Origin of the sequence: Nostoc sp. DedQUE08 (assembly GCF_034530895.1) — a bacterium.
Lineage (GTDB): Bacteria > Cyanobacteriota > Cyanobacteriia > Cyanobacteriales > Nostocaceae > Nostoc.
This window is the reverse complement of record NZ_JAVRCD010000045.1, coordinates 1-22459: the sequence shown is the minus strand read 5'-3', so window position 1 is coordinate 22459 and position 22459 is coordinate 1. Positions and strand designations below refer to the sequence as shown.

Annotated in this window: 25 protein-coding genes and 25 tRNA genes; 36 read left to right on the top strand and 14 right to left on the bottom strand. The window is 41.5% G+C overall.

Going from position 1 to position 22459, the window contains the following annotated elements; translation table 11 throughout:
- The first annotated feature begins 87 nt into the window (after nucleotides 1–87).
- The 3 genes from RMY64_RS25575 (at nucleotide 88) to RMY64_RS25565 (ending at nucleotide 2145) form a co-directional block, all read left to right on the top strand.
- Nucleotides 88–1173: a site-specific integrase gene (locus tag RMY64_RS25575; protein ID WP_322701451.1), complete on the top strand. Its 1086-nt coding sequence runs from the start codon at nucleotides 88–90 to the stop codon at nucleotides 1171–1173.
- 94 nt (nucleotides 1174–1267) lie between these two features.
- Nucleotides 1268–1498, top strand: a complete 231-nt coding sequence (locus RMY64_RS25570) for a hypothetical protein (protein ID WP_190730339.1) — start codon at nucleotides 1268–1270, stop codon at nucleotides 1496–1498.
- 416 nt (nucleotides 1499–1914) lie between these two features.
- Nucleotides 1915–2145, top strand: a complete 231-nt coding sequence (locus tag RMY64_RS25565; RefSeq protein ID WP_190730340.1) for a hypothetical protein — start codon at nucleotides 1915–1917, stop codon at nucleotides 2143–2145.
- 136 nt (nucleotides 2146–2281) lie between these two features.
- Here RMY64_RS25565 and RMY64_RS25560 read toward each other — a convergent pair whose 3' ends face one another.
- Together RMY64_RS25560 and RMY64_RS25555 are read right to left on the bottom strand one after the other, a co-directional pair.
- Nucleotides 2282–2677, bottom strand: a complete 396-nt coding sequence (locus RMY64_RS25560; protein ID WP_190730341.1) for a hypothetical protein — start codon at nucleotides 2675–2677, stop codon at nucleotides 2282–2284.
- Complete coding sequence (locus tag RMY64_RS25555; protein WP_190730342.1) at nucleotides 2674–3135, bottom strand: hypothetical protein; 462 nt, start codon at nucleotides 3133–3135, stop codon at nucleotides 2674–2676. Before RMY64_RS25555 ends, RMY64_RS25560 begins: the two co-directional genes overlap by 4 nt.
- Before the next feature lie 163 nt (nucleotides 3136–3298).
- Here RMY64_RS25555 and RMY64_RS25550 point away from each other — a divergent pair, with 163 nt between their 5' ends.
- From RMY64_RS25550 to RMY64_RS25410, 29 genes are all read left to right on the top strand, one after another.
- Nucleotides 3299–3628 (top strand): hypothetical protein, encoded by a 330-nt coding sequence (locus RMY64_RS25550; protein WP_190730343.1) that lies wholly within the window; start codon nucleotides 3299–3301, stop codon nucleotides 3626–3628.
- 411 nt (nucleotides 3629–4039) lie between these two features.
- A complete protein-coding gene (locus tag RMY64_RS25545; protein ID WP_322701450.1) occupies nucleotides 4040–4561 on the top strand; it encodes an HNH endonuclease in 522 nt (173 codons plus the stop codon).
- Between the two features lie 202 nt (nucleotides 4562–4763).
- Nucleotides 4764–4841: transfer RNA gene (locus tag RMY64_RS25540), tRNA-Tyr, on the top strand.
- 3 nt (nucleotides 4842–4844) lie between these two features.
- Nucleotides 4845–4921 (top strand) — tRNA-Glu (locus RMY64_RS25535).
- 3 nt (nucleotides 4922–4924) lie between these two features.
- Nucleotides 4925–4998: transfer RNA gene (locus tag RMY64_RS25530), tRNA-Arg, on the top strand.
- Between the two features lie 6 nt (nucleotides 4999–5004).
- Nucleotides 5005–5078: transfer RNA gene (locus tag RMY64_RS25525), tRNA-Cys, on the top strand.
- A gap of 5 nt (nucleotides 5079–5083) precedes the next feature.
- A tRNA-Ile gene (locus tag RMY64_RS25520) sits at nucleotides 5084–5158 on the top strand.
- Between the two features lie 3 nt (nucleotides 5159–5161).
- Nucleotides 5162–5232, top strand: a tRNA-Trp gene (locus RMY64_RS25515).
- Between the two features lie 25 nt (nucleotides 5233–5257).
- Nucleotides 5258–5325 (top strand) — tRNA-Asn (locus RMY64_RS25510).
- A gap of 34 nt (nucleotides 5326–5359) precedes the next feature.
- Nucleotides 5360–5456 (top strand) — tRNA-Glu (locus tag RMY64_RS25505).
- A 126-nt stretch (nucleotides 5457–5582) separates the two neighbouring features.
- Nucleotides 5583–5667 (top strand) — tRNA-Tyr (locus RMY64_RS25500).
- A 4-nt stretch (nucleotides 5668–5671) separates the two neighbouring features.
- Nucleotides 5672–5759 (top strand) — tRNA-Ser (locus tag RMY64_RS25495).
- A gap of 6 nt (nucleotides 5760–5765) precedes the next feature.
- Nucleotides 5766–5839, top strand: a tRNA-Arg gene (locus tag RMY64_RS25490).
- A gap of 5 nt (nucleotides 5840–5844) precedes the next feature.
- Nucleotides 5845–5918: transfer RNA gene (locus RMY64_RS25485), tRNA-Phe, on the top strand.
- 9 nt (nucleotides 5919–5927) lie between these two features.
- A tRNA-Asn gene (locus tag RMY64_RS25480) sits at nucleotides 5928–6002 on the top strand.
- A 5-nt stretch (nucleotides 6003–6007) separates the two neighbouring features.
- Nucleotides 6008–6081 (top strand) — tRNA-Gln (locus RMY64_RS25475).
- 9 nt (nucleotides 6082–6090) lie between these two features.
- Nucleotides 6091–6168, top strand: a tRNA-Leu gene (locus RMY64_RS25470).
- Between the two features lie 5 nt (nucleotides 6169–6173).
- Nucleotides 6174–6250: transfer RNA gene (locus RMY64_RS25465), tRNA-Pro, on the top strand.
- Between the two features lie 3 nt (nucleotides 6251–6253).
- Nucleotides 6254–6327: transfer RNA gene (locus RMY64_RS25460), tRNA-Leu, on the top strand.
- 7 nt (nucleotides 6328–6334) lie between these two features.
- Nucleotides 6335–6409, top strand: a tRNA-Lys gene (locus RMY64_RS25455).
- A gap of 6 nt (nucleotides 6410–6415) precedes the next feature.
- Nucleotides 6416–6490 (top strand) — tRNA-Lys (locus tag RMY64_RS25450).
- Between the two features lie 6 nt (nucleotides 6491–6496).
- A tRNA-Leu gene (locus RMY64_RS25445) sits at nucleotides 6497–6570 on the top strand.
- Nucleotides 6571–6652: 82 nt separating this feature from the next.
- Nucleotides 6653–6726 (top strand) — tRNA-Thr (locus tag RMY64_RS25440).
- A gap of 7 nt (nucleotides 6727–6733) precedes the next feature.
- Nucleotides 6734–6804: transfer RNA gene (locus RMY64_RS25435), tRNA-Gly, on the top strand.
- A 5-nt stretch (nucleotides 6805–6809) separates the two neighbouring features.
- Nucleotides 6810–6885, top strand: a tRNA-Val gene (locus tag RMY64_RS25430).
- Nucleotides 6886–6891: 6 nt separating this feature from the next.
- Nucleotides 6892–6964, top strand: a tRNA-Arg gene (locus tag RMY64_RS25425).
- 5 nt (nucleotides 6965–6969) lie between these two features.
- A tRNA-Ala gene (locus tag RMY64_RS25420) sits at nucleotides 6970–7043 on the top strand.
- A 599-nt stretch (nucleotides 7044–7642) separates the two neighbouring features.
- Nucleotides 7643–8410: a ParA family protein gene (locus tag RMY64_RS25415; RefSeq protein ID WP_322701505.1), complete on the top strand. Its 768-nt coding sequence runs from the start codon at nucleotides 7643–7645 to the stop codon at nucleotides 8408–8410.
- The gene (locus RMY64_RS25410; protein WP_322701449.1) at nucleotides 8407–9375 is read left to right on the top strand and encodes a ParB/RepB/Spo0J family partition protein; all 969 of its coding nucleotides are present in this window, start codon (nucleotides 8407–8409) and stop codon (nucleotides 9373–9375) included. Before RMY64_RS25415 ends, RMY64_RS25410 begins: the two co-directional genes overlap by 4 nt.
- On the opposite strand, the gene RMY64_RS25405 is transcribed toward RMY64_RS25410, so the two are convergent.
- The 4 genes from RMY64_RS25405 to RMY64_RS25390 all read right to left on the bottom strand — a co-directional run bounded on the left by RMY64_RS25405 (nucleotide 9349) and on the right by RMY64_RS25390 (nucleotide 10653).
- Nucleotides 9349–9570, bottom strand: a complete 222-nt coding sequence (locus RMY64_RS25405; protein WP_322701448.1) for a hypothetical protein — start codon at nucleotides 9568–9570, stop codon at nucleotides 9349–9351. The genes RMY64_RS25410 and RMY64_RS25405 overlap by 27 nt on opposite strands.
- Nucleotides 9571–9586: 16 nt before the next feature.
- Nucleotides 9587–9844, bottom strand: a complete 258-nt coding sequence (locus RMY64_RS25400) for a hypothetical protein (RefSeq protein WP_322701447.1) — start codon at nucleotides 9842–9844, stop codon at nucleotides 9587–9589.
- A 126-nt stretch (nucleotides 9845–9970) separates the two neighbouring features.
- Complete coding sequence (locus tag RMY64_RS25395; RefSeq protein ID WP_322701446.1) at nucleotides 9971–10102, bottom strand: hypothetical protein; 132 nt, start codon at nucleotides 10100–10102, stop codon at nucleotides 9971–9973.
- Nucleotides 10103–10407: 305 nt separating this feature from the next.
- Nucleotides 10408–10653: a helix-turn-helix transcriptional regulator gene (locus RMY64_RS25390; RefSeq protein WP_322701445.1), complete on the bottom strand. Its 246-nt coding sequence runs from the start codon at nucleotides 10651–10653 to the stop codon at nucleotides 10408–10410.
- 332 nt (nucleotides 10654–10985) lie between these two features.
- Here RMY64_RS25390 and RMY64_RS25385 point away from each other — a divergent pair, with 332 nt between their 5' ends.
- Nucleotides 10986–11981 carry a pentapeptide repeat-containing protein gene (locus tag RMY64_RS25385; RefSeq protein WP_322701444.1) on the top strand — a complete coding sequence of 332 codons (996 nt, stop codon included), beginning with the start codon at nucleotides 10986–10988 and terminating at the stop codon, nucleotides 11979–11981.
- Between the two features lie 65 nt (nucleotides 11982–12046).
- Here the strand turns inward: RMY64_RS25385 and RMY64_RS25380 are convergent, their stop codons facing one another.
- From RMY64_RS25380 to RMY64_RS25360, 5 genes are all read right to left on the bottom strand, one after another.
- Nucleotides 12047–12211: a hypothetical protein gene (locus tag RMY64_RS25380; protein WP_322701443.1), complete on the bottom strand. Its 165-nt coding sequence runs from the start codon at nucleotides 12209–12211 to the stop codon at nucleotides 12047–12049.
- An 852-nt stretch (nucleotides 12212–13063) separates the two neighbouring features.
- Nucleotides 13064–13321 (bottom strand): hypothetical protein, encoded by a 258-nt coding sequence (locus RMY64_RS25375; RefSeq protein WP_322701442.1) that lies wholly within the window; start codon nucleotides 13319–13321, stop codon nucleotides 13064–13066.
- Between the two features lie 326 nt (nucleotides 13322–13647).
- Nucleotides 13648–14085, bottom strand: coding sequence for a hypothetical protein (locus RMY64_RS25370; protein WP_322701441.1), 438 nt, complete (start codon nucleotides 14083–14085; stop codon nucleotides 13648–13650).
- A gap of 217 nt (nucleotides 14086–14302) precedes the next feature.
- Nucleotides 14303–14434 carry a hypothetical protein gene (locus RMY64_RS25365; protein ID WP_322701440.1) on the bottom strand — a complete coding sequence of 44 codons (132 nt, stop codon included), beginning with the start codon at nucleotides 14432–14434 and terminating at the stop codon, nucleotides 14303–14305.
- Between the two features lie 966 nt (nucleotides 14435–15400).
- Nucleotides 15401–17392 carry a hypothetical protein gene (locus tag RMY64_RS25360; protein ID WP_322701439.1) on the bottom strand — a complete coding sequence of 664 codons (1992 nt, stop codon included), beginning with the start codon at nucleotides 17390–17392 and terminating at the stop codon, nucleotides 15401–15403.
- Between the two features lie 118 nt (nucleotides 17393–17510).
- Between RMY64_RS25360 and RMY64_RS25355 the strand changes: the two genes are divergently transcribed.
- From RMY64_RS25355 to RMY64_RS25345, 3 genes are all read left to right on the top strand, one after another.
- Nucleotides 17511–17783, top strand: a complete 273-nt coding sequence (locus tag RMY64_RS25355) for a hypothetical protein (protein WP_322701438.1) — start codon at nucleotides 17511–17513, stop codon at nucleotides 17781–17783.
- A 375-nt stretch (nucleotides 17784–18158) separates the two neighbouring features.
- Nucleotides 18159–18389, top strand: coding sequence for a ribbon-helix-helix protein, CopG family (locus RMY64_RS25350; RefSeq protein ID WP_322701437.1), 231 nt, complete (start codon nucleotides 18159–18161; stop codon nucleotides 18387–18389).
- A gap of 717 nt (nucleotides 18390–19106) precedes the next feature.
- Entirely contained in the window at nucleotides 19107–19274 is a 168-nt protein-coding gene (locus RMY64_RS25345; RefSeq protein ID WP_322701436.1) for a hypothetical protein, read from the top strand.
- Between the two features lie 17 nt (nucleotides 19275–19291).
- Here the strand turns inward: RMY64_RS25345 and RMY64_RS25340 are convergent, their stop codons facing one another.
- The 3 genes from RMY64_RS25340 to RMY64_RS25330 all read right to left on the bottom strand — a co-directional run bounded on the left by RMY64_RS25340 (nucleotide 19292) and on the right by RMY64_RS25330 (nucleotide 22295).
- On the bottom strand, nucleotides 19292–19603 hold the full coding sequence (locus RMY64_RS25340; protein ID WP_322701435.1) for a hypothetical protein: 312 nt from the start codon (nucleotides 19601–19603) through the stop codon (nucleotides 19292–19294).
- A 64-nt stretch (nucleotides 19604–19667) separates the two neighbouring features.
- Complete coding sequence (locus tag RMY64_RS25335) at nucleotides 19668–20156, bottom strand: hypothetical protein (protein ID WP_322701434.1); 489 nt, start codon at nucleotides 20154–20156, stop codon at nucleotides 19668–19670.
- A 1047-nt stretch (nucleotides 20157–21203) separates the two neighbouring features.
- Nucleotides 21204–22295 carry a pentapeptide repeat-containing protein gene (locus RMY64_RS25330; RefSeq protein ID WP_322701433.1) on the bottom strand — a complete coding sequence of 364 codons (1092 nt, stop codon included), beginning with the start codon at nucleotides 22293–22295 and terminating at the stop codon, nucleotides 21204–21206.
- Nucleotides 22296–22459 lie beyond the last annotated feature (164 nt).

The following is a 22459-nucleotide window of genomic DNA, read 5'->3' as shown; positions in this document are numbered from 1 at the left end:
CACGCTTGCATTGTAAAATATAAAAGCTTCCTGAAACGGCACTTCCAGGAAGCTATATGTTTATCGTCGCGTAACCCTAAAGACCAGATGGATGTTACCAATATTGAAATTAGCTCCGTAGAGATTCACTCTCCCCAACTAGGAAAAGTTGTATCGCCAAATACCTCACAGCAAGTAACTCCAGAATTAGTATCGGAGGTAATTCGGCAATATTATTACCGCACGCCTGCGGTGGGTAATGATGAGGAATTAATTTTAGCTTGGGCGGGTAGTCAAAACCGCGAACAAACTAAGCGAAAATACTACCGATTTGGTCAAAAATTGCTTGATTGGGTACGCAATGAAGGTATACCTGATTTAAGATTAATCCAGCTAACATTGTTACTGGAGTTTGTTGCTAGTTGGGGTGAGGTTTCCCCTTATACTAAATCTAACCAAGTACTAATGTTGCGATCGCTGTGGAGTTACGGTTCGGCTGAGAATTGTGGCTATTTCTTGCGGAATATTGCAAGTAGTATAAATTACGATAATTTTAGTGATTTACCTAAATCTGAGCGATATCTAGAAGATTGGGAGATGACGAAGCTAGCTGATGCTGCCAAACAGTTAGGGGGGCAGCATTGGTTGGTGTTCTCTCTACTTTTTTATAGTGGGATGCGGGTTGGTGAAGTGGGTCGCGTGACGGTTCCAGGTGATGTACCTTTTAAACCGAGAGAAGATTATCCGGGGTTATATTGGCATAATTTCCAGTGGTATCCCGACCCGACACCAGAGGATAGAAATCGGGGATACTATACGATTAAGTTCCGAGGCAAAGGTGGCAAGTACCGCGAGATTGGGTTAGACCATGAGACTTCGCTCGTTTTCAAGAAGTATCGGGGGATGGCTAGTGATAAGATGCCCGTGTTCCCGAACATGTCACCTGACCCAGCAAAAAGGGGGTTGCCGTTGAGCGATCGGGCAATTAAAAGATTGATTCAAGATATATCTGAAACGGCGAAGGTGAAGTTTTCGTGTCACTGGTTACGGCATTCTCATGCAACGAGGGCGGTGGAGAGTAAACCGCTTTTTCAGGTGCAAGACCAGTTGGGACACAGCAAGAGCGATACTACCAAGGGGTATGTAAGAGTGAAGAAGGATGCGGGGACGGGTACAGTGTTGCCGAGGTTTTGATTGGTTGATAATTCCATAAACGGCTGACTGATAGCAGCGCTTTGTATTTGCCAGATGATGATGAGTGATGTGGTGATTAGTTCTGGAGGAAAATGTGAAAGTTTCATTTGAAAAAACTTACCCAAATATTGCTCGTTGGGTAGATGAGCATGAAGGCTGGATTGAAATTGGTTATGACGTAGATAGTCCTCTCAATTCTTTTATACGCGCACTCGATTGTGGTGGAATGCTTTGGCAAGGAAAAGAAAGTTATGAAAGTTTGGATGCAGCACTGCAAGATTTAAATGTGGGGCTAGAAGCTGTATTAAAAGATATTTATGGCTAGTAGCGATGCCTGCGGTGGGCGGAGCCATCGCCTATATGTATGAATGAATTTGGTTAAGCTTTCGTACTGCTAGAAAGCATTACAATTCTCAAAGCTTTAGTTTAATTAGACTGATGACGTTTACCCATTCTCTATATCCAGATAATTGGTCGGAAATTGCCACTTCAGTTAAGCAACAAGCCCAGTGGCGTTGTCAAAAGTGCGGGTTACACTGCATACCCCCTGGTGAAAAAACATCACATCTAACACGTTCAAAACGCAGAGTGTACACGCTACAGGTACATCATTGGGACAGAAATCCAGCAAATAACCATAGAGGCAACCTTATAGCTCTTTGCAGTGCTTGTCACCTTTTATACCATAGGGGAGGGAAATCAAATGTTTCACCGGGGCAGCTATCTTTGTGGTGAATAAGTATGGATGATGATACTCAAGAACTAATCGCAATTCAGCAAGAACTCTCAGGAATCAGCGATCGCCTGAGAAAGATTTTTCCTTCAACTCATCCCCAATTTGACAGCGTGTTTGAAGACGTGGGTGCGGCTGGATATTATCTTCGTGAGGCTGGTTATCGTCTGGAATCAGTTCTCCAAACCGTGCAAGATGATAGCGGCGTTCGAGCGTCTGAAGAAACTGAAATTGAGTAAAGCTTCAAAAAACTCCCACCCTATAACCCCTCAACTCCCCTTACCTATCCACTCCCAGCCTAAGACTGACATCACTGGAGGGATAAGTGAGGAATTGCCAATTGTATCTATTGGGCGCAGTAAAAGAATCTTAATTTTAACTATTACTCTTGTCTAAAACCCAAGGTTGATTTTGTTGAATCAACTGGTTAATTACTTCTGGTTTTATCGGACTGTAATAGCAAAATATGACAGCATTATGTATTGTTGCAGTTTCGCACGAATGCATATTGTCAGGAGCTACTAAAACCATTTTTTGAGGTACAAACACCTCGTAGCTAACCAGCTTCCATTCATGTTCCGGGTTGTTTTTGTAACCAGCAGTCCAGACTATAGGCTCAATCTCAGCAATTGCATCATTGACTCCACAACAAACCTCCATTCCACCCGTAAGTTCATATCCTGGTGCATTAAAGCTAGGAAAAGTCAGGATGGATGTTAATAGCGTGTCGCCTCTTAGCTCGTTGAACTGTTGTAATTCTTGCAAGTTCATCTGTTATCTCCAAAACTTGTTTGTTCTCCAGGGAAAATACACCAGTATCCACCACCAACAGCAATGTGATGTCTCTTGAGTGTTTTACCTAACTTTTTACCAATCTTGTAACAGTCGGTGACAGTATTAGCCCAGTGAGCATCTCCTAGTTTTGCTGCTTCTATTCCAGAAATAGCTGAACTCTGCAAAGGCTTCGCTGTACCAACCAATCTCTCAGAATTGTTAATCTCTCCATTTGCATCTGCTGCATAATGCTTTCCGTCCCCAGATTGCCAGACATAGTAAACAGTGCCACCTATAATAGCAACTCCAACAAGCACACATCCTACCCCAGCCGTGCCTGCACAAAAAGCGGCGGGTGCAAGTACCGCAGGATTCGCGTTAACTGGGCCTTTATATAAACTAGTCCCAGATAGAACAAGGCTTGTTGTTATGGCAATAACTTGACGAAAATTCATCTTTGACTTGGCTATAGCTATATCTTATGTACTCTTGCATCCTATCAAATATGGGCAAATTTGTACCATATTTGACCCAAATACGGGATAAAGTATTTGAATAAACCTTTTTTGTGCCAATTCTGGGGCAGATTTGGCACAATAGCAGCGCTTAGGTAGCAATATGGATGCAGTAGAGATATTTCCCAGAAAGGACGAAATGCCCAGAAAGGATGAAAGGTTAGCTATCCCCGGTTTGGGGGAATATTACAATGATGTGCTGACTGTGGACGCATGGGTAAACGGTCGTACTAAGGTTGTGCAAGCTCAATCCCTGCTATGTGCCAAGCTTCAGGAGCGGGATAAGTTAATCAAAGAGCGGGTGGAGTATCTAGCCAAAAAGCGGGGTATTACCTTTGATGAAATGTGGGAGCAAATTCTTAATAACACTGCTCAAAAAATAGTCCCTGGTGAGGGTGAAGGGCTAGAGTATAAGCCGGGGGATGAGGGCTAGTTCATGGAAGGGGAAAACTTTAGACCAGATTGGGAAGCGATCGCCCAGACTCTCAATTAACAATTTTCTTAGAGGATGCATGGCGATCGCTCTCATGTCCCTCATTTATCGCATCAATTCAAAGTTTCCTCTAAGAAAAAGAATCTCTTTGAGTATTTGCACTTTTGAGTACGCAAAAAACCAAAATTAGCCTCCACCTTCAAGGCATTGGTGCTGCGATGCTCATCCCCTAGAAGTGTGTAGTAGACAAATACATACTACAATTGTATTATTAGAATTAGTATTGATTACAAATACTACAAAATTCGATGATACGCCAATTTTCCTCAACCAGGGCAAAAAGTATCAACTACCTGACCCCCGCTCCTGAATCTCAGAGGCGGGGGTTATTTTTTGAGGAGTGAATCAGTGATGCAAGCTCAACCACACATATTACAAAATTCGGTGGTGGTGTTCTCTAAGAACTACCTACCACTGGCACGTATCAACATTAAACGAGCAATCGTGCTGTTAGTCACAGGTCAGGCAGAATCGTTGAATTTTGGCACTACAAAGCAGTGGGAAGTCCGCTCACCCAGCGTTGTACTACAAGTTCCCGAACATATTCGCTTGACCGTTGGTAATCCCGAACGCCATTGGAAAGTACCACCTGTAAATCGGCGTGAGGTACTCAAGCGTGATAGCCACACCTGCCAATACTGCGGCAGCAGCAAGCGTCTGACGCTTGACCATGTAATCCCCCGCTCAAAAGGTGGGCAGCACAGTTGGGACAACGTTGTAACTGCGTGTGAAAAGTGTAATTCAACTAAGAGCGATCGCTTACCTCATGAAGCTGGAATGGTACTCAAAAGCAAGCCTAAAGCCCCAATTCACCCAGCAGTTGTATTTGCTGAACAGTTTTGGAACGCACAACGCCTGAGTGAGAACGAGTAATTAACTTCAAACCTAGTCAGAGAGGGCAATAAGCTCGATTACGTAACACTGCCCTCTCAGTTCTTTCAAAAAGTTTGTAGTATGCCCTTGACATCTTGTAACATGTTGTGTAGCATAAATGTAGTAAAGCACTACAGCCTCTCAAAAAGGCATAGCGCAAACACTTCTGAACCATGAAAACTAAATAATTGCCATCCAACGTGGGGGTGTAGCTTAGTCCGGTTTAAAGCAGTCGCTATATTCGTGCGAAAGATCGTGGGTTCAAATCCCATCATCCCCGTGTAGCCTTGTGGACAAATAGACAAGTCGCTGTGCCTCTCAAGCACGGAGAAGCGGGTGCAACTCCCGTCAAGGCTTCCAAATGAGGATGTAGCTCAGTCGGAAAGAGCGCTTGTTTCCGAGGCAAGTGGTCACAGGTTCGATTCCTGTCGTCCTCGTAGTATGTCCAGGTCGCCTAATGGTAGGGTGTTGGTCTGCAAAACCGACTGTGCGAGTTCGACTCTCGCCCTGGACTCCAAACGTTGCAGCGTCACCTAACGGCAAGGTACTCGGCTCATAACCGAGGATATACGGGTTCAACTCCCGTCGCTGCTACCAAATGCACAGATGGTGTAACGGCAGCACCAGGGTCTCCAAAACCTTTGGTCAGGGTTCAAATCCTTGTCTGTGCGTTGCCGTGTCCTGACCGAAAAAGCTTACATACTCGCCTAATGGTAAGGCAACTGTCTATTAAACAGTCTATGCAGGTTCAATTCCTGTGTATGAATCAACAGCTTTTTTAACTTACACGGCATAAATGGTGCAGAAGCGAAGTGGCCAAGCGGCATGTCTTTCAAGCGTGTAATTAGCGGGTACCCTTCGGGAACGCTTACGCGAACGAGTCCCGTCTGCACTGCCTCATGGGGTGACGAATGGTGATCGACAGCAACGAAACCAACAAACGGACGCTTGCTGGATAGGGGTTCGATTCCCCTTCACTCCATCCTTTGTGGATGTATTTCTACAAAGTGGACGTTGATTTGGGTCGGTATCCAAGTCCGGTTGAAGGAAGCCGTCTGTAAAACGGATGCCTATGTGCCCCGTAGGTTCAAATCCTACCCGGCCCATTATGGAGAGATTGCTATTGGCAGAGCAAGCTGTTTGCTAAACAGTTGTGAGATTCATCATCTCACTGTGGGTTCAACTCCCTCTCTCTCCGCCTTATGAGAACGTGGTGTAACTGGATAACATCTCAGATTACGAAACTGAAGATTGAGAGTTCAAGTCTCTCCGTTCTCGCTTATCCCCCGGTAGCTCAGTTGGTAGTAGCGCCTGTCTGAAGAACAGGAGGTCATCCGTTCAATCCGGATCTGGGGGACTGGCACATTGCCCCATAGCTCAATGGCAGAGCGACGCGCTGTTAACGCGGGGGTTGTAGGTTCAAATCCTACTGGGGCAGCCATTTATTGGGAAGTAGGCAAACAGGCAAAGCCGTCGCACTTTGAATGCGAAGTTTGAGGGTTCGATTCCTTCCTTCCCAGCCTATGTATACTCCTGTAGCCCAACTGGAAGAGGCGGCTATCTCAAAAACAGTCTGTGTACGGGTTCAACTCCCGCCAGGAGTACCAGATATCGGGATGTAATTCAGTGGTCTAGAAGCCTTGTTTTGGGGACAAGGAGTCGTAGGTTCAAATCCTACCATCCCGACCATTTGCCCTTGTGACGAAACTGGCAAACGTGCTGGTCTTAGAAACCAGATTTTGTGGGTTCAACTCCCACCAAGGGTATTAAATTGGGTCGTTGGCAGAGCGGGTATGCAGCCGCCTTTTAAGCGGATTCATCCAGGTTCAACCCCTGGGCGACCCACCAACACTAGGGCGTTTGGCAGAACGGTTATGCTCCTGACTCTTAATCAGGCTGACACAGGTTCGACCCCTGTAGCGCCCACCAAAACTTATCCCTGTAACCCAAGTGGAAGAGGTGCCAAACTTAAAATTTGGAAGTTGCTGGTTCAAATCCAGTCAGGGGTATCGCGGAGATAGAGCTATGGTGCGCTCTCTTTTCTCATAAGCCTTCACATACCGGGTTCAAATCCCGGCTCCGCTACCAAATGCTGGTGTAGCTCAATGTGGCAGAGCGATTGCCTTGTAAGCGATGAGTTGCAGGTTCAACTCCTGTCACCAGCCCCCAAATGCGATTGTGGTGTAATGGCAGCATCAGAGTCTTCCAAACTCACGGTACGAGTTCGAGTCTCGTCAATCGCTCTTTTAGCCCTGTAACTCAGTTGGGAGAGTGCCTCTCTTACAAAGAGGAAGTCGTAGGTTCAATCCCTGCCAGGGCTACCAATTTATGGGAGTGTTGCCTAATGGATAAGGCATCGATCTTCTAAATCGAGCAATGTAGGTTCGACCCCTACCACTCCTGCTCATGGGTTCGTAGCTCTAATTGGGAGAGCGCCTGTTTTGCACACAGGAGGTTGTGAGTTCAAGCCTCACCGAATCCACTCTTGGTGTCTGAAGCCAAAGCGGTCGCGGCGCCCTTTTGTGGAACCAGTCATAACGGGTACCCTTTCCTCCGGGACGCTCCGCGAACAGGAACGCTTACGCGAACAAGCCCCGTCAGACACCCAAGGAAGATGCCGCTAAATGGTTGGCAACCGATCTAGAAAACCGGGGTGGGGTAACACCCAGAAGTTCGATTCTTCCATCTTCCGCTTTCCACCAGAAGCCGAAAAGTGAGGCGCTGTGCTGATAACACAGACATAGGAGGGGCAGTACCTCCTTGGTGGATTTTTTTTGTGTAGGCGTAGGCCGCCGCAGGCATCGCTCAGGCTTTCAACTAACGATTTTTCTTAGAGGAAAGGCGATCCAGTATTGCACTGCGATCGCCTTTTTGTTTGAGTCAAGCGATCGCACTTCTTTTGTTTTGTGCGATCGCCTTTTGTCGCGTCTTCTGACCAAGAAGCTTGACAACTACCTTACAGCCCTTACAACCTTAATTTGTGACAACAAATGTACTGTTTACAGTTGTATTACCTTTATTCCAGAGCTACAATCTGCCTGTATTAGAGGCATTTTTAATTACAACTGTAATTTATCACTTGTGAGCAAAACCCGTATTATTGCACTATTTAATCAATCAGGGGGAGTGGGAAAGACAAGTTTAACTATGAACTTGGGCTATCACCTCGCTCAAAAAAAGAAAAATCGCGTTCTCCTCATAGACCTTGACCCCCAAGCATCACTGACAACATTTATGGGGCTAGAACCGGACATTACTGCCAAAACTGTCTACGAAGCAGTGGTGGGTGAAGAACCGTTACCAATTCACTCTGAACCTATTCACAGCATGGGTTTAGTGCCAGCCAACATCAACTTAAGTGCCGCAGAACTAGAACTAGTTGCTGCGTTGATGCGGGAAATGCGCCTAAAAAATGCACTTGCCCCTATCTTGGACAAGTATGATTTTATTTTGATAGATTGTCCGCCATCTTTAGGCATCCTCAGCGTTATTAGCTTAGTAGCAGCAACCCATGTCTTAGTACCTATTCAGTGCCAATTCAAATCCTTTCAAGGAACTGATTTACTATTAAGAACTGTAGCCACACTCCGCAAAGGAGCTAATAAAACACTTACAATTGCTGGCTTCATCCCCACAATGTATGATGCACGTACTGCCCAAGAAAGCAGAACCATGAAAGCAATCGCAGAACAACTTTCACCCCTGGCCACAGTTTACGAACCCATTCCTAAATCTATTGCCTTTGCTGATGCAAGTGAGGCACGCATACCCTTAGCACTATATAATTCCAAACATCCTGCTGTCGCTGTACTAAAAAAAATCGCCCTCAGTTTAGAAAAACTACAGTGAGCAAAAAAGACCAACCCTATAGCAGTCAATTAAAAGGTGTAGCCGCCTTACTAGGCGAAAGCTTTAACCAAATTGAAAGTACGGCTAATTTACCAAACACTGTTGCCATCAACTTAATCAAGCTGCCTGCCTCACAGCCCCGGCGTTACTTCGACCCTCAAAAGCTGGAAGAACTATCACGCTCAATCAAAGAGCTAGGTATCCTTGAACCTTTGTTAGTGCGTCCGCTCCCTGGTGGGGATTATGAATTAGTCGCAGGGGAACGACGCTATAGGGCCGCATCAATGGTAGCATTAACCGAGGTTCCCATCATTTCCAGGAAAATGGATGATGGAACTGCATACCAAGTGCGCCTCGTTGAAAACCTGCAACGCGAAGACCTCAACCCCCTAGAAGAAACTGAAGGTATCCTCGAATTGTTGGTGTTGCGGTTGGAGATGGCACTCCATGAAGTAATTAGTCATCTCAATCGCATGAGAAACGTTTGCGATCGCTATGATGAAAATTCCGAACTGAGACATAACGTTATGTCTCAACAACAAACCAAGATAATTGAAGAATTATTTGCGTCTTTGGGACGGATGAGTTGGCAATCGTTTGTCAAAAATCGCCTACCACTGCTCAATCTACCTCTAGATGTGCTAGAAGTACTGCGTTCTGGGCAACTCGAATATACTAAGGCAAAGGCAATTGCCCGAATTCAAGATGAAAAAACAAGAAAACAATTCTTAGAAGATGCGATCGCTTACAATCTCTCACTGAGCGAAATCAAGCGTAAGATTCAAGAAATTAAGCAGGAGTCTACATCAGAGTCATCAAAGCAAACAGAATCAGCATCCATAAAAGACCGCGTTGATGATACCTTCCAACGCTTCAAAAAAGCTAAAGTGTGGGATGACCCAAAGAAAAAATCCAAAGTAGAGAAGTTGTTAGCTCAGTTAGAAGCATTGATGAAAACTGAATAGAAAATTGCGATGCTCACAAAGGAGTCGCCTTATAGCGATCACAACCAGCAGTCTTTGTATACGCCGGTTGTGTGTGGTGACTCCCACATAGCGCACAAGTCCTTTATCTTTCCACGAATAAAGTTCATCAAGCAACATCTGAACCTGGGCTATGTCGTCAGTAGGCGAAACATATTCAATAAAAAATACATCCACCTGCTCGACATCTAGGCTATGGCGCACAGAGTCCAAGTAATTGCGTAAAGAATTGTATATCCCGATTTTCACTCCCCGTTGCCACCAAGACTTGCTCACGCTTTGTGACCAACAGAGATTTTAAGCCATCCAAGAAGTTTTCAGATTCCAAATTGTAAAAGAAAAAGTAATTGATTCCCGCCTCAAATGCCAACAAAACAGTTGCAGCATCTATCGATTGCCCTGCCAAACCGAGAACACTTGCTGGTTGTCCTTGTAGTGTTAATAATTCCACGGTCAACTACCCGACTTCTTACTTTCAGTGTATTACGCCAGTACGATGCTAGTGAGGACATCATCAATGAATGTTAATTTTTGGGCGTGAGCCTACGGTGGGCGGGTACGGCATCGCAAAATATGTTCATTGCTGAAGGCGTAAGCTGTTAATCGTAGCCGTCAAAACTAGGACAATTGCCAAAAACAACACAACGAAGCCAACCACAACTGCCACGAGAGTAAAGGCACGGCAGTCGCTACACCTAGCAGGTATCATTGCAGGCAACCCAGGCTTTGACCGATACATCCAAACCATAAAAGTCCAGTGAGGTGATCGCTCGTTTCCTCTAAGAATGGGGTGGGGCGATCACTTGGTTTCCTCTCTACGAGACGCTGAACGCAAACGTTTGATGGGTGGAGCTTGCCGCCGTAGGCATCATCGCTTAACACCTAAAATACTGCTATGGTCAATCACTACCAGATTGCCTTATAGGAAAAGTTAGATTGAAGATGAATGAGACTTTAGCAGCCACACTAAGGGAATTACAAGCACAAATATATTAGATACTACTGGGTACTATTTTAATCACTGTTATTATCAAGCGTGAAATTTACAAAATAATCCAAAGGCTTTTTGTAAATCATCGCAAAGTCAGTCAGTTCTACGACATCCACACGCCTTTCGCCAGATTCGCAACGCGAAACATACGATTGAGGCTGATTCAGCTTATTGGCGACTTCCACTTGCGTCAAATTAGCTTCTTGCCGCGCCTCCCGCAGTCGCTTAAGAAATGCCTTGTACCTTATTGAGTATATGGAACCTCCCATGCTGGGAGGTTACATTGCTTGTTAAAATATGCAAAAATGACATATTTTAGTTACAAGTCTAAGTTTTCAAGTTTGGCTCAAAGCTAGTTTGAGTATATAAAATTACTAAAAATGATATTTATACCAACATTGTGAGTTTTACTAAGAAGTCACATGGAATTAAATGATAGTTAGCGTAACGTTCTTAAAAATGGCTAAATTCCCCAATTGCCTCGCTAGAGTGGCATTACATTTAAAAAGAAATTGCCCTTACTTATAGCAATGTTTAAATTACTCTAACTTACTTGCAAGACTATATCGCCCAAATATTATGTATGAAAAAAAGCTCTTTTATGGATGAAAATCGTTTAGCTCACCAAAAATTCTTTGAAAACTATAACTTCTCCTACGGACAAACAGATTTTCAAGGAGAGAATTTATCTGGTATTGGACTAAATCATCAATATTTAAAAGAGTTTAATTTTTCTCGTGCGAAATTGAAGCAAGCCTACCTAGTAGAAGCAAATTTACAGGATGCAGATTTGTCCGAGGCTGATTTACGATCTGCTCGCTTGGATGGAGCAGATTTACGTGGGGTCAAGTTGGTGAAAGCAAATTTGTCTCAAGCTGTGCTAAATGGAGCAAAACTTACTGATGCCCGTATTAACTTTGCCATCCTCAAAGAAGCATCTTTAAAAAATGTAGATTTAAGATTTGCGTCTTTATATGAGGGGAACCTTAATAAAGCATGTTTTGTGGAAGCAGATTTGCGTTATGCAAATTTTACAAATGCCAATTTGTCGGAAGCAGACCTTAGAAACGCAAACATAATCGGAGCAGATTTTTCAGGTGCAAAATTAGATAGAGCTAAACTACCTGATGGTATAGCCTTCAATTATTATGGCATTGCTATTCCTATAAATGGACTAAATAGCTTTAAAATTTCTGTTAACAATCAAGGAATTCCCATCAGTTTAGAACGCCCTCTTTACACTTGGGAAAGGCTGCGGTTCCGCTCGAATGTCGAGATTAAAATTGCTCAGGCACTTGAACGATCTGGTGTCATTTTTTGGCCCAATTGTTTAGCCCGCCTTAATGATCCAAAAAAAATTAAAGGTCGAGCAAATAAAGAAGCAGATTTTTTAATCTGTTGGCAGGGTAAATTGGGTATTCTTGAGGTCGATGGCCCGTACCACACAGCCACAACACTATTTGAGGAACAAGAACGAGACCGCCTTTTCCGGCATCATGGAATACGAGTGGTTGAGCGTTTTGGTGTATCAAGATGTAATAATCAACCAGATGAGGTAGTCAGTGAATTTTTAAAATTACTCTCAAAAATGTATTAGCAGTTCAGCCCCTTTACCAAATGCTCTACAAGCTCTGGAAATTTATTGATGCCTGGAAATTAGCATCACGAAGCTGCTGCTTGAGCCTGATGTTCCCCTATCTTTATGGAGTGCGATGGCGTAACCACCCGCCATAGATGATCGCGGGGGCTAAGAAATCCCTCGGTGAATAATCGCCTTAGTTCGTCTTGGGTTAAAATCTTGCCTTGTCCGTTGCCGTCTACTTTCATTTTTGTGATCGATAGGGGATTACACGTTTGACAGAAAACGTGTAATTGATGACCCAAAGTATTGTAACTCCGTTGGCGACACGATGGCGATCGCGCCTCATCAATTCCAACTTATCAATCGCGATCGCTACAACCCGCATCCCAACGTTGGCTGATTAAACCTGCTTATGCTTGCAGCGTTATTGCCAAGTACAGGTATGATCCGCATAGGCGTTTTGGAACTTTTTACCGAAAGTCTACCGCGATTCGGGCAGCGATTTTGTACGCAATCGTCGAAAGCTCGTTGCAGTTTTTGGGCAATCATGCCTTGTGCAGTGTTCGAGTTTAGGATTATATCATAATAAGTTTTAATTTCAATAGCTTGTTATGAAATGTATTCATGTTTCGTCGGATATTTTCTAAGTATCTTTGGTATAATATAAATGTTCTCTCAAAACAAATAAATGAAAAAACAAAGAAAAATTCGGAAAGCACATATACGGGCTTGGGTAAACAAGTACTTTGAAGACGTTAATTCAGTGTCAGGATCGTCTATGTCTCAGGCAGCAAGAGGCAGTAGAAAAACGAGCCGTCGGGTCAGAACTATGTCAAGTAATATACTAAAAATTAATTATAGTCTTATATCTGATTCTCTAAAAAAATACTTGGTAGACAAATTGTTCGATGAAGTGCAAAAGGATAGGGTCAGGTTTGTATTAAAAAAGTACTTTGGAAAAATAAAAGGCACGACTTGAGCGTAAACTAGCACTTTGAATGACTTCCGACTTCCATCAGCTAGTTGGTGGAAGTTGGAAGTTAGGAGTTGCAAGTTAGAAGTTAGGTGTTGCGCTACGAGTGCATCAATATTTGCAGTCAGGAGCGTTGCGTTTTCTGTTGCACTGCAACGGAATAAAGCCAATTGGCTTGACTTATATAAAGCCGCGCATAACGTGGTTTTCTGCCTTCCCAGTAAGAACCAAAGCCAATTGGCTCGATCTCAGGTTGTTGTGCATAATGTGGTTTTGCGCCTTCCAGGTAGGAACCCGCGCTAGATGCTTCTGGGGTCAAGTAGGGATTGTGAATCTGGCTGCCAACGATACTGGCAATTCTGGCGTGAGTTTGAGTGTTCACGATTGTAAATAAAAAGTACAGTTCTAAAGTTCCTAATTGGGGTTAAGTCCCAATCAGGAGAGTTAGCGATCGCGCTCCGACTGCATCAGAATTTGCATTGATGACCGTTGCGGTTTTCGTTGCACCTAGCGGCTAATTTGGGGGTGACATCTGGCGTAAGCAAACTCTGTGATCTCACTTTGGTACTTCTTTTTCGTGCGCGGGGTGTCGCGTCCCATATTAAGCCGATAATATCGTAACAAAAATTTATAATGTGTCCGGTTTTGCGCGTATTCCGGCTGAATCATTATCAATAGCGATAGGTTGAATATTAAGGAAGTATACAATCAAAATATTTTGGGAAGTTTGTCTGCTGGTTTAAAAGGAATTTCTTCTATTATTCTATTAGATAAAAATTCAATATTAGAGGTTTGTTCTTTATTAATGAATATTCTTGTAGTTAAACAGCTATTTCTATGTGTATACTCTTTAGAAGAATCATATTCTACTATATGGATATATTTAATAACTTCTGTTTGATCGCTAGTATCTATAGGCATATAATAGTAAAATGTTTGGCTAGTTTTATTATTTTTTTTGATATCTTTTAATAGTTTTATATCATAAATTTTTCTCTTTAAAACTTGATGAGAATTGATATTTTCCTTATCTATAAATAATATTTTTATCTCTGGTAGTGACCATTTAGAAATTGATAACGTAATTTTCCATTCTGTTTTCTCAAATAATATATCAGATAATTCTTTATAGAAATTTTGCCACATACTAAACTAATTTTTTGATTTTACTAATGTAGAAATTCTTATACGGTCAAAAAAGCAGCAGAAATTGATTTAGTTAAAAGTTATCAACATTGTTACAAATAGCTTATTTAATTTTGTGTTTATATTATTATTGCAATAAAAAATACTAAGTGTATAGAGCTAAGGTTACAAATCACACATTCTTTACACAGCTTAGAGTTATATTTTCTAAATGACATCACAGCAAAAGCTTAACATACAAAGGTTTGAGCCATTTAGCTGTCTCCGCAGGTGCGATCGCACTTTGGCACTTCTTCCCTGCACAGGGCGTTGCATCCCATAGGCGGCTGTTGACACTCTCCTGGCTCATATCCATCCTGTGCAGTTGTTCTTGCATTTTTTTATAGGTAAATTACTATATTTAATGCAGGCTTAACCCATGCTGGGTAAGCCTTCAGGGGTATTAGTCATTGTTGAAAATCTGCACCAAAGTCAATCAGCTATCGATCAGAGAAAAAGTAATCCAATAACCCTACTGTATAAGGGTTACAGGCATTTTCGGCTGTGCAGCCCAACAAAACAATCATTAATCATGGCTAAACTTGTCCAATAACCCTATTGTGCAAGGGTTGCAGCTATTCGTGACTGTGCAACCTAAAAAAGGTGCGATCGCACTTGCCAAGCAACTACGGGGGGAGGGATTGGGCTATTCAAAAATCACCGACAGACTGAACGAATTAAATCTGACGACCTCGAAAGGGGGTTAATTTGACCAAAGGGTTGTTTTATTACAGAGTGTGGTTAAGTCGCCAAGTCTTTAATAGAGATCCATATTCTTTTAGTATCTACACCACTGACACCGCAGATAACTTCTTTGAATGTAACTTCGTATGTTTTGCCTGTGAGGTCACTTTCGACTAATTCATAAGACAGGATTTTTCTAAAGCCCGATTATGTTTCGCTTAAGATATCGCGGATTTTATCTTTAACATCCATGTGTGATCACCTTTTACTGTTCCCCCTTGGTGTGATTATTCCCATTTGAGCGGCGAAAATTAGCCTTCTGGCAATGTTCACTTATTAGAACTGCGATTCTCTCAAGTTGAGTTCTCATAAGTAAATGGGTGGCTCATGCCACCCATTTACCTACTTTGTTAGTTTCTCTAACTATTTTTCTTTTGCTCTAGTATTACTTCGTAGGCTTTTGATTGCTGCTCTTTAGAGTGTTGCATTGCGATAGCAGCCGCTTTTAATTCATCATTAGTAGTAGTCATTTGATAAACTCACTTAAACTAATTGTTTGGCACATTCTACATTGAATCAGTCCTCATTGTGACTACCCTTTCGTTAATTCCTCAAGCTCTGCAATCGCTTCTTGGTATTTACTTCTTTTTACTGGGGTTGCGTCCCATAAGACATGAATTATTTGCTCATTGGTCATGTTAACCTTGCGAAGCCTATTAACTTCATTTATTGCCTCTTTGTACAAAAGATTTAAACGAGTAAACCTTTTCTCAATTACTTGATTTGTTGCTGTTATGGTAGAGGAATTAAAAGTTAATTCTCCTAACTTAGCCCAGATTTCTTTCAACTTTCTTTCATTGAAGGCTAGCATAGGAGCTATTTTGTTTTGTTGTGTTTGCTGATCATAAATAGTGGATTGCATTTTCCGAGAATGTTGCATTGCAATTGCCGCAGCTTCAAGCTCTACTTCTGTTGCTCCACTGTCTTTTAGAAAGGTTACATAAATTTTTCTTAATTCCTTGGGTGAAACTGGAACACCAGTTAGCCTAAAAAACGCTCTTTCAAGTCTTTGCCTCCACGCATGACTATTTAATTGTTCATAAGTTTGTTTTCTACGAAAGAAGTAATTATGATTACATTCTCTACCATAGTTTCTTCCGTCTTTAAGCCACACATCTATGTAACTATAAAGTTTTTTACCATTAGGGAATTCTACATTTGGTATTGTACTCCACCATTCCCCGTAAATTTTACCTGTTTTATATTGGTGAGGCATCAAATGAATATACCATAAAGCTTCATCTGGGTTTTTTAGATTTGAAGCTGGGATAAAAATTGAATTTTTATAAATGCCTTTAACAAGAGTTTCTCCTAGCTCTAACTCATAAAAAACTCTAGGTCTTAAAGGAGGAATTACAGTCATAAATGCTAAAGACAAGAAAGTTTGAATACTGTAATAAAAATTTCTTCTACTTCTTCTGTTTGTTTCAAACACTTCTTCACTTGCTTCTGTTCGTAGCCGTTCTAAAACTTGTATTACTACCTCCCAAGGAACGCTTTTTGAGATAAAAGGTACAGTCGGTGGAGTAATCTTTGTTCTTTTATCAATACTTTCAGCCAATAACTTTAATTGTCTAAAGATTGGGATTTCATTTTCAGGGCTAGAAGTTAGTACAGCAAGCTCATTCTTGTAAACAAACTTAGCAATTGCTGTAAAAGTTGTTAAATTATGCCCCTCAGTGCGAGGATGACATTTTAAAAATTCAAAATACTCATCTATCAAACATATTGATTGCATTGCATTCTTTTCAGCAAATTGCTTTGATTTATGTTGTTTTAGTAGATAATCTGATATATTGTCTTCGTCTTGATCACGGCTGCCTGTTACGTAAAGTGTTGAATGCGTAAATAAATTAGTTAAGCTTAATTTATCTAGTGGAATTTCTTTATGGCGATGCAACCATCCTAATAGCTGTTTGATTCTTTGGACATCAGTTTTTATAGTACCTAGTGAACATCCTACTTTCGCTCTATGTTTTTGAAAATCCTCTATTTCAATTGCTAACTGAGGATTGATATAATCATTAGGATAGATAAGATTACCCTTGTTATCTTTTACACAAAGGGTATAAGGTTTTTTAAACTTAATTTTGTGTGGACTGTAATGTTGCCAGTCTGCTCTAGGACTACCAGCAGGAGACTTTAAACTTAATTTTTCTTTTTGTGGCTCAATTTCTTCAGATTTTTGATGCAATTCAGAAAGATTTTGTTCTGCAATCCAATCTAAAAATCTTCTTAACGCAAATCGGTAAACTCGTTTGGTTTGTGAGGCTACATTGTTGTCGATGAGCAATTTCTCAAACTCTTGTGTAATATTCGTAAGCTGATCAAGCGATATCTGTTTTAAATAATTAGAAGCATATTCTATATCTTTATTATTAGCTCTTGCACCTTTTGGTTTGTTTCCTCCCCACATAGGGACTAAAAATCTTGTAAATATTGTGTTTAATATTCCAGCATGGTTTTGACTTTCTGCTTGCTTGATATAAAGCTCTTTAAGTTCAAGAACAGATTTACTAGTCATCGTGTACATCCCCAGCGTTATATAAAAAAACTGATTTTTGTCAATGCGTAATTAATACGCCAGAACTAACCTATAAGTTCTGTTGGATTACGTATATTTCCATTACATAACGTTTTTAATGCAATGTGCACTCCATGTCACTAACAGGGTACACTCAGTTAATTTAGCATTACGCAGCGATCGCATTTTTATCCACTTTGAAAATTGCCAAAATTTAATCAAAGATTTAGAGCAAGTTACCTGGGATGAGGGACAAATCAAAAAGTCAGAAAATCCGCTATTAACCCACCTGTCTGATGCACTCGGTTATCTGATTCACTACTTATATCCCTTTAAACCAAAGGTAAAAGCAGGTATGGGGAAAAAACGGATTGTTGCGCTAATCGCTTAACTAGTGAAGTTTTCACTTACTATTAGTACTAATATTATCTTTAAATGCTAAGAGCATCAAACACTCTACTTCGTATTTTAGAAGAAAAAAATATTATTAGTAAAAACTGAAAACTAGGCTATGAAAATTATATTATGAACTATCAAAAGCCAGTCAAGCGTTATATAAAAATTAAAATAGCCGTTATATAAGTTATATAACGGTTGTAAAGGCGTATTTAATAGCATTAAATACGTATAAACTAAAGTTATATTTAGTAAATCTTATAGCTCAGGTAAGGCTTCTGAGAATTTTGCTTTTTAATTTCAGTCTGTAAAAAGTGTAAAATTTCGGTCAGGCGTATTATCTGAGCTTGAATTTAATGAGGCTTTTACTATGATTGAAAAAAAAGCTAATTACAAAATGCCTAAAGGTTATCGTAAAGGCAAAGCACGAAGAAGAGGTGCGCCAATTTTGTACGAAGAAGTTAAGGGGAAACTCAATCTAACACTGACCCCCACAGCTATCAAAAATATTACTGAAGCTGCCGCAGAGGAACACATATCGCGTTCTGAGTTGATTGAACGCTGGGCAAGAAGCCTAATTTGTCCTGAAACAACAATTTGAAGTGCGATCGCACGTCAAACCAGCGAAACTATAGACCAAATGAAAAGCGCTCGTGGATTGGCGATGGACGAAATAAACGGACGGCTGCAAGGTGAAGTCGCATTTAAAAGCCACAAACTTAATATTTATTTAAGAGCTAGTTCTTTATAAAATCTTGGCTTATTTCTTATAGATAACCAGTCACCAATACTTTTTCTAGTAAAAGTTTTGTTTAAGTGAATTTTTAAAATATAGCTAATTATACTTAGAGAGTGCCCAAGCTAACCTGAACGACCAGCCTGAAATTGCTGCCAGACTCAAGAACAGAAAGTTAACCAAGGCACAGAAACGCACAGAAACCCAAAACTTTCAAGCTGGTGAAACAAGGCGCAGACGTTCTACTGCATTGGGTTTGATAGAAACTGGGAAAAAACCGGGTAAATAAATAAGTTTGTCGTCTGCTGAGGTGAGAACACAAGCAAGCTAATCCAGAGTTAGCACTTCCCCAAAGAATCGATATTAATCAGATGCCCAAGCTTAACTTCAAGCCTGAAGAAAGTTTGTTTGAGGCTTATCAGCGGCAGAGGTAGGAAATGAAACGCGAGCGTGAATCTGTGAAATTTCCCGCATAGGCTAAAGCCGATATCTGCCAATGGATAAAAGGCTCTTGCTTTAAATTCGGTTAGCATTCAACCGCGTGAGTCTGCTGGAGGCAATCAATTTGTGGAGGCGCTGAAAATGGCAAACCAGGGGATTGAGCAGAGGCTGGATGCTTTGAGTAGTGCGATTATCACTTTGGCTAATACACCGCGAAGTATTTCTGTTTCCACTGCTAACCCTATTGATGACGCGGCGAAGATCATGAATAATTTTTCACGAGGTCAGGTTATGGCTGCGGGGATGTGAAAAATTTTTGGGCAAGCCTAAACTTGTTCTTGCTCTACCTCTTGTTGAATGCCGACAAATTCTTTTCTTAAATCGTCGTCAGATGGTCTTTTGGCAAATTCCTCGTGGGTGTATATCCACAACAGATAAACAATATGCCTTGCTTCATAAACCACATACATGAAACGACATTGCCCAGCAGCGCCATCTAATTCTGGCGTTCTAAACTTGATTTTCCTGAATTTAAAGTCTGGTTGATGTGACCCTTTAGGAAATCCTTCATCCTCTGAAAATGAATTAGAGCCAGGATTCTCACGGAGTTTGTCTATGTAGTCTTCTACTAACTCCAAAAAAGAATTTCTAGCTCTTTCATTTTTACGGTAATGACTTTTGATTAGTTTTTTGAGGCTAGTATTAAACCTCTCCAAGCGCCTCATCTGATAAGCTTCGCAACCAGTCACGGGTTTCCTCCGGTTTTAGCTCTTCACCCTGGATTGCACCTGAGTACAATTGTTCTAGAGTATCAGATAAAACCGATTGATAGCTAGGTTCTTGGCGCTCAACAGCATCCAAAATAGTTTCAACTAGTGTATTCATAGCCTTCATGCAAGACCTGAAAGCTTCTCTCTGATTGGTTGCGCGCAAATAGAAAAAGTAAATTATTGCCCAAATTTCTAGTTTCAAGCTAAACACACCTTTTGGTGCTGGTGGTTCGAGCCAATTATATGCAAACTCTTTTAACCCTTCGCGGTCTTCAACAGAAAGATTGCTCCACTCCTGCTTAACTCTATGGGTTAATTTACGAATCTTGGCAGTTAATTGCTCAAAATTCGATGATGTGCTGATCTTTCTTTGTCGGATCTGCTCAAACTCATGAGTAAAAATCACGATCGCAGTGGACACCGCTACACTCTCCTACTTTTTGCGCCTTTGGACAACACCAATTAAGAACTGTTTGACCTTGACAAACTATATTTACAGCTTTTTTACCGCGTGTATACACTATTCTACGACAACAGATCGTTGCTGTCTTCCGCAGTCAACTGAAGGCTGGTGTCTGATTGTTTTTGTTACAGAAGCAATCAAAGTGCAATCAGCTTGTTTTACAATTGGATAACTAGTTATCCAATCAAGTGAAGCTCACGAAGCCCCGAAAATCGCTTCACTGACTCACGAATTTTTCAGCTACTTTAAGCGATCGCGACTTGCTCAAAACTGGCGCACACATAAGTGTGATCGCGTTTTACCAAAAACATACCTACTTGCTTGGATACCTAGATATCCAAGCAAGTAGGCAGACGATAGCGCGATCGCCCTTGCCCAAATCGCTTTTTGGCTAACTTCAGGTTATTGAAAGCGATCGCCCTCACCAAAATGTTTGTGATTTGAACCATATTTTGACCAAACGGACACGATACGCTTCACACCGCACTAGGACAACATATACTTCAAAGTTATAAATGGAGTCCAAAACCTCAAAACTTAATTCTAGAAAGCAACGTGGGTTTTATAGTTCATTTGTACGTGTTATTGATCGAGAGCTTTTAAAACCAAGTATCGGGCGATCGCTTAATCACTGAATTTTCGACTAAACATGTTTTTGAACCATATTGTGGACGTTTTGAATCATATTTTGACCGAAAGTTTAAAATTTTCGGCGAAATTAGTGTGTCTTACTCGGCATTTTTTACCAAGTCAAAAAATAAAACTTTTGGTCGTATTATGATTCACATTTAAAACACGCGGACATAATTTGATTCATAAAGTTAAGTTGAAGATTTGCTCAAAAGCTTGAAATTACGTTAACTTTTGGTCACGCTATGGTTCAAAATTTGGTCATGCAGGGGGTAAAATCACAATGTTACCTCTGTCATGTGGATAACTTGTGGATAATTTCGGTTGGTTGAAGAGCGATCGCTCTCGGTTGTGAAAAATTTTTCAGGACGTTTCTTATCTTGGACTCCGAACTGGGGGGCGATCGCCAAAAATAGCCCCTCGTCGTTCTAGGTCACGTTTAGTATCCTCTGTAAGTCCTAAAGTGTATCTAAATAGGGCATTTGCAACAATAGCACCGCTCAGGTTAGCATCACCCAGCATGGCACCGGTGAGGTCGGCATTGCTGAGGTCGGCATCGCTGAAGTCGGTATAGCTGTACATGAAAAATAAGGAGTGGTCGTCATCAATCGGGTTTGCACTGCTGAGGTTGGCACGTCTGAGGTTGGCACTGCTGAGGTTGGCACGTCTGAGGTTGGAACGTCTGAGGTTGGCACTGCTGAGGTTGGCATCCATCAGGTCGGCATTGCTCAGATTGGCACCAATCAGGTTGGCACCGTCCAGGTTGGCATAGCTCAGGTCGGCATAGCTCAGGTCGGCACCAATCAGGTTGGCATCGATCAGATTGGCACTGCGCAGGTCAGCACCGATCAGATTGGCACCGCGCAGGTCGGCACTGCTCAGGTCAGCATCGCGCAGGTCAGCATCACTCAAGTCGGCACCGCTCAGGTCAGCATCACTCAAGTCGGCACTGCTCAGGTCAGCATCGCTTAAGTCAGCACTACTCAAGTTTCGATGTATGGCTCCCTGACTAACAATCTCCTGTACTAAGCGCCATTTTTCATCAGATTCAGTACTTTCGTCATCATCTGAACTTTCGCTTAAAACTTCAACATCTTCAACAGGAAAGCCTGTTACTGTTTTTAGTTCTCCTGATTCAATGCGAGATACAAGCCGCTTAATATCCTTTAGAGAACCTTCGACAAATAATCTGATGCTGCCTTCTTTGATATCAGTAATTTCTATAGTGTCACCTGAATATTCTCGTAGAACAGATTGAATAATATTCCAGTTTTGAACTGAATGTATATCACCTTCTAAAGTGATAACTAATCTATTTTTTTTACTTTGTTTATCTATTACAGTTACTTGACGGCGTTCTGGTTGCACTTGCTCTACCACCTCATCACTGTTAGGGCTACTGCAATTACTTGTTGGTAACTGGTTTGGTTGTTCTTCTGTTAACTCTGCAATTTCTCTCCAATTCAATTTCAGTGCTTCACATATCCTTTTAAAGGAATCAAGCTGAATTGGCTCACCTTTGAAAAATTTTGTAACTGTACTGCGAGCCAACAGTTGAGACTTTGCAAAGTTGCTTATACCAATTCTTTATGAAGCTGCGCTAAATAAGGCTTCAAGAATAAAGTCGTAAG

Coding starts and splice junctions, on each gene's coding strand:
- RMY64_RS25550 (WP_190730343.1), top strand. CDS start 3,299: ATGGATGCAGTAGAGATATTTCCCAGAAAGGACGAAATGCCCAGAAAG.
- RMY64_RS25365 (WP_322701440.1), bottom strand. CDS start 14,434: ATGAGCCAGGAGAGTGTCAACAGCCGCCTATGGGATGCAACGCCCTGT.
- RMY64_RS25360 (WP_322701439.1), bottom strand. CDS start 17,392: ATGACTAGTAAATCTGTTCTTGAACTTAAAGAGCTTTATATCAAGCAA.
- RMY64_RS25385 (WP_322701444.1), top strand. CDS start 10,986: ATGGATGAAAATCGTTTAGCTCACCAAAAATTCTTTGAAAACTATAAC.
- RMY64_RS25560 (WP_190730341.1), bottom strand. CDS start 2,677: ATGAACTTGCAAGAATTACAACAGTTCAACGAGCTAAGAGGCGACACG.
- RMY64_RS25395 (WP_322701446.1), bottom strand. CDS start 10,102: ATGATACCTGCTAGGTGTAGCGACTGCCGTGCCTTTACTCTCGTGGCA.
- RMY64_RS25345 (WP_322701436.1), top strand. CDS start 19,107: ATGGCAAACCAGGGGATTGAGCAGAGGCTGGATGCTTTGAGTAGTGCG.
- RMY64_RS25355 (WP_322701438.1), top strand. CDS start 17,511: ATGCAATGTGCACTCCATGTCACTAACAGGGTACACTCAGTTAATTTA.
- RMY64_RS25350 (WP_322701437.1), top strand. CDS start 18,159: ATGATTGAAAAAAAAGCTAATTACAAAATGCCTAAAGGTTATCGTAAA.
- RMY64_RS25390 (WP_322701445.1), bottom strand. CDS start 10,653: ATGGGAGGTTCCATATACTCAATAAGGTACAAGGCATTTCTTAAGCGA.
- RMY64_RS25575 (WP_322701451.1), top strand. CDS start 88: ATGGATGTTACCAATATTGAAATTAGCTCCGTAGAGATTCACTCTCCC.
- RMY64_RS25565 (WP_190730340.1), top strand. CDS start 1,915: ATGGATGATGATACTCAAGAACTAATCGCAATTCAGCAAGAACTCTCA.
- RMY64_RS25370 (WP_322701441.1), bottom strand. CDS start 14,085: ATGTGGCAAAATTTCTATAAAGAATTATCTGATATATTATTTGAGAAA.
- RMY64_RS25545 (WP_322701450.1), top strand. CDS start 4,040: ATGCAAGCTCAACCACACATATTACAAAATTCGGTGGTGGTGTTCTCT.
- RMY64_RS25555 (WP_190730342.1), bottom strand. CDS start 3,135: ATGAATTTTCGTCAAGTTATTGCCATAACAACAAGCCTTGTTCTATCT.
- RMY64_RS25380 (WP_322701443.1), bottom strand. CDS start 12,211: ATGAAAGTAGACGGCAACGGACAAGGCAAGATTTTAACCCAAGACGAA.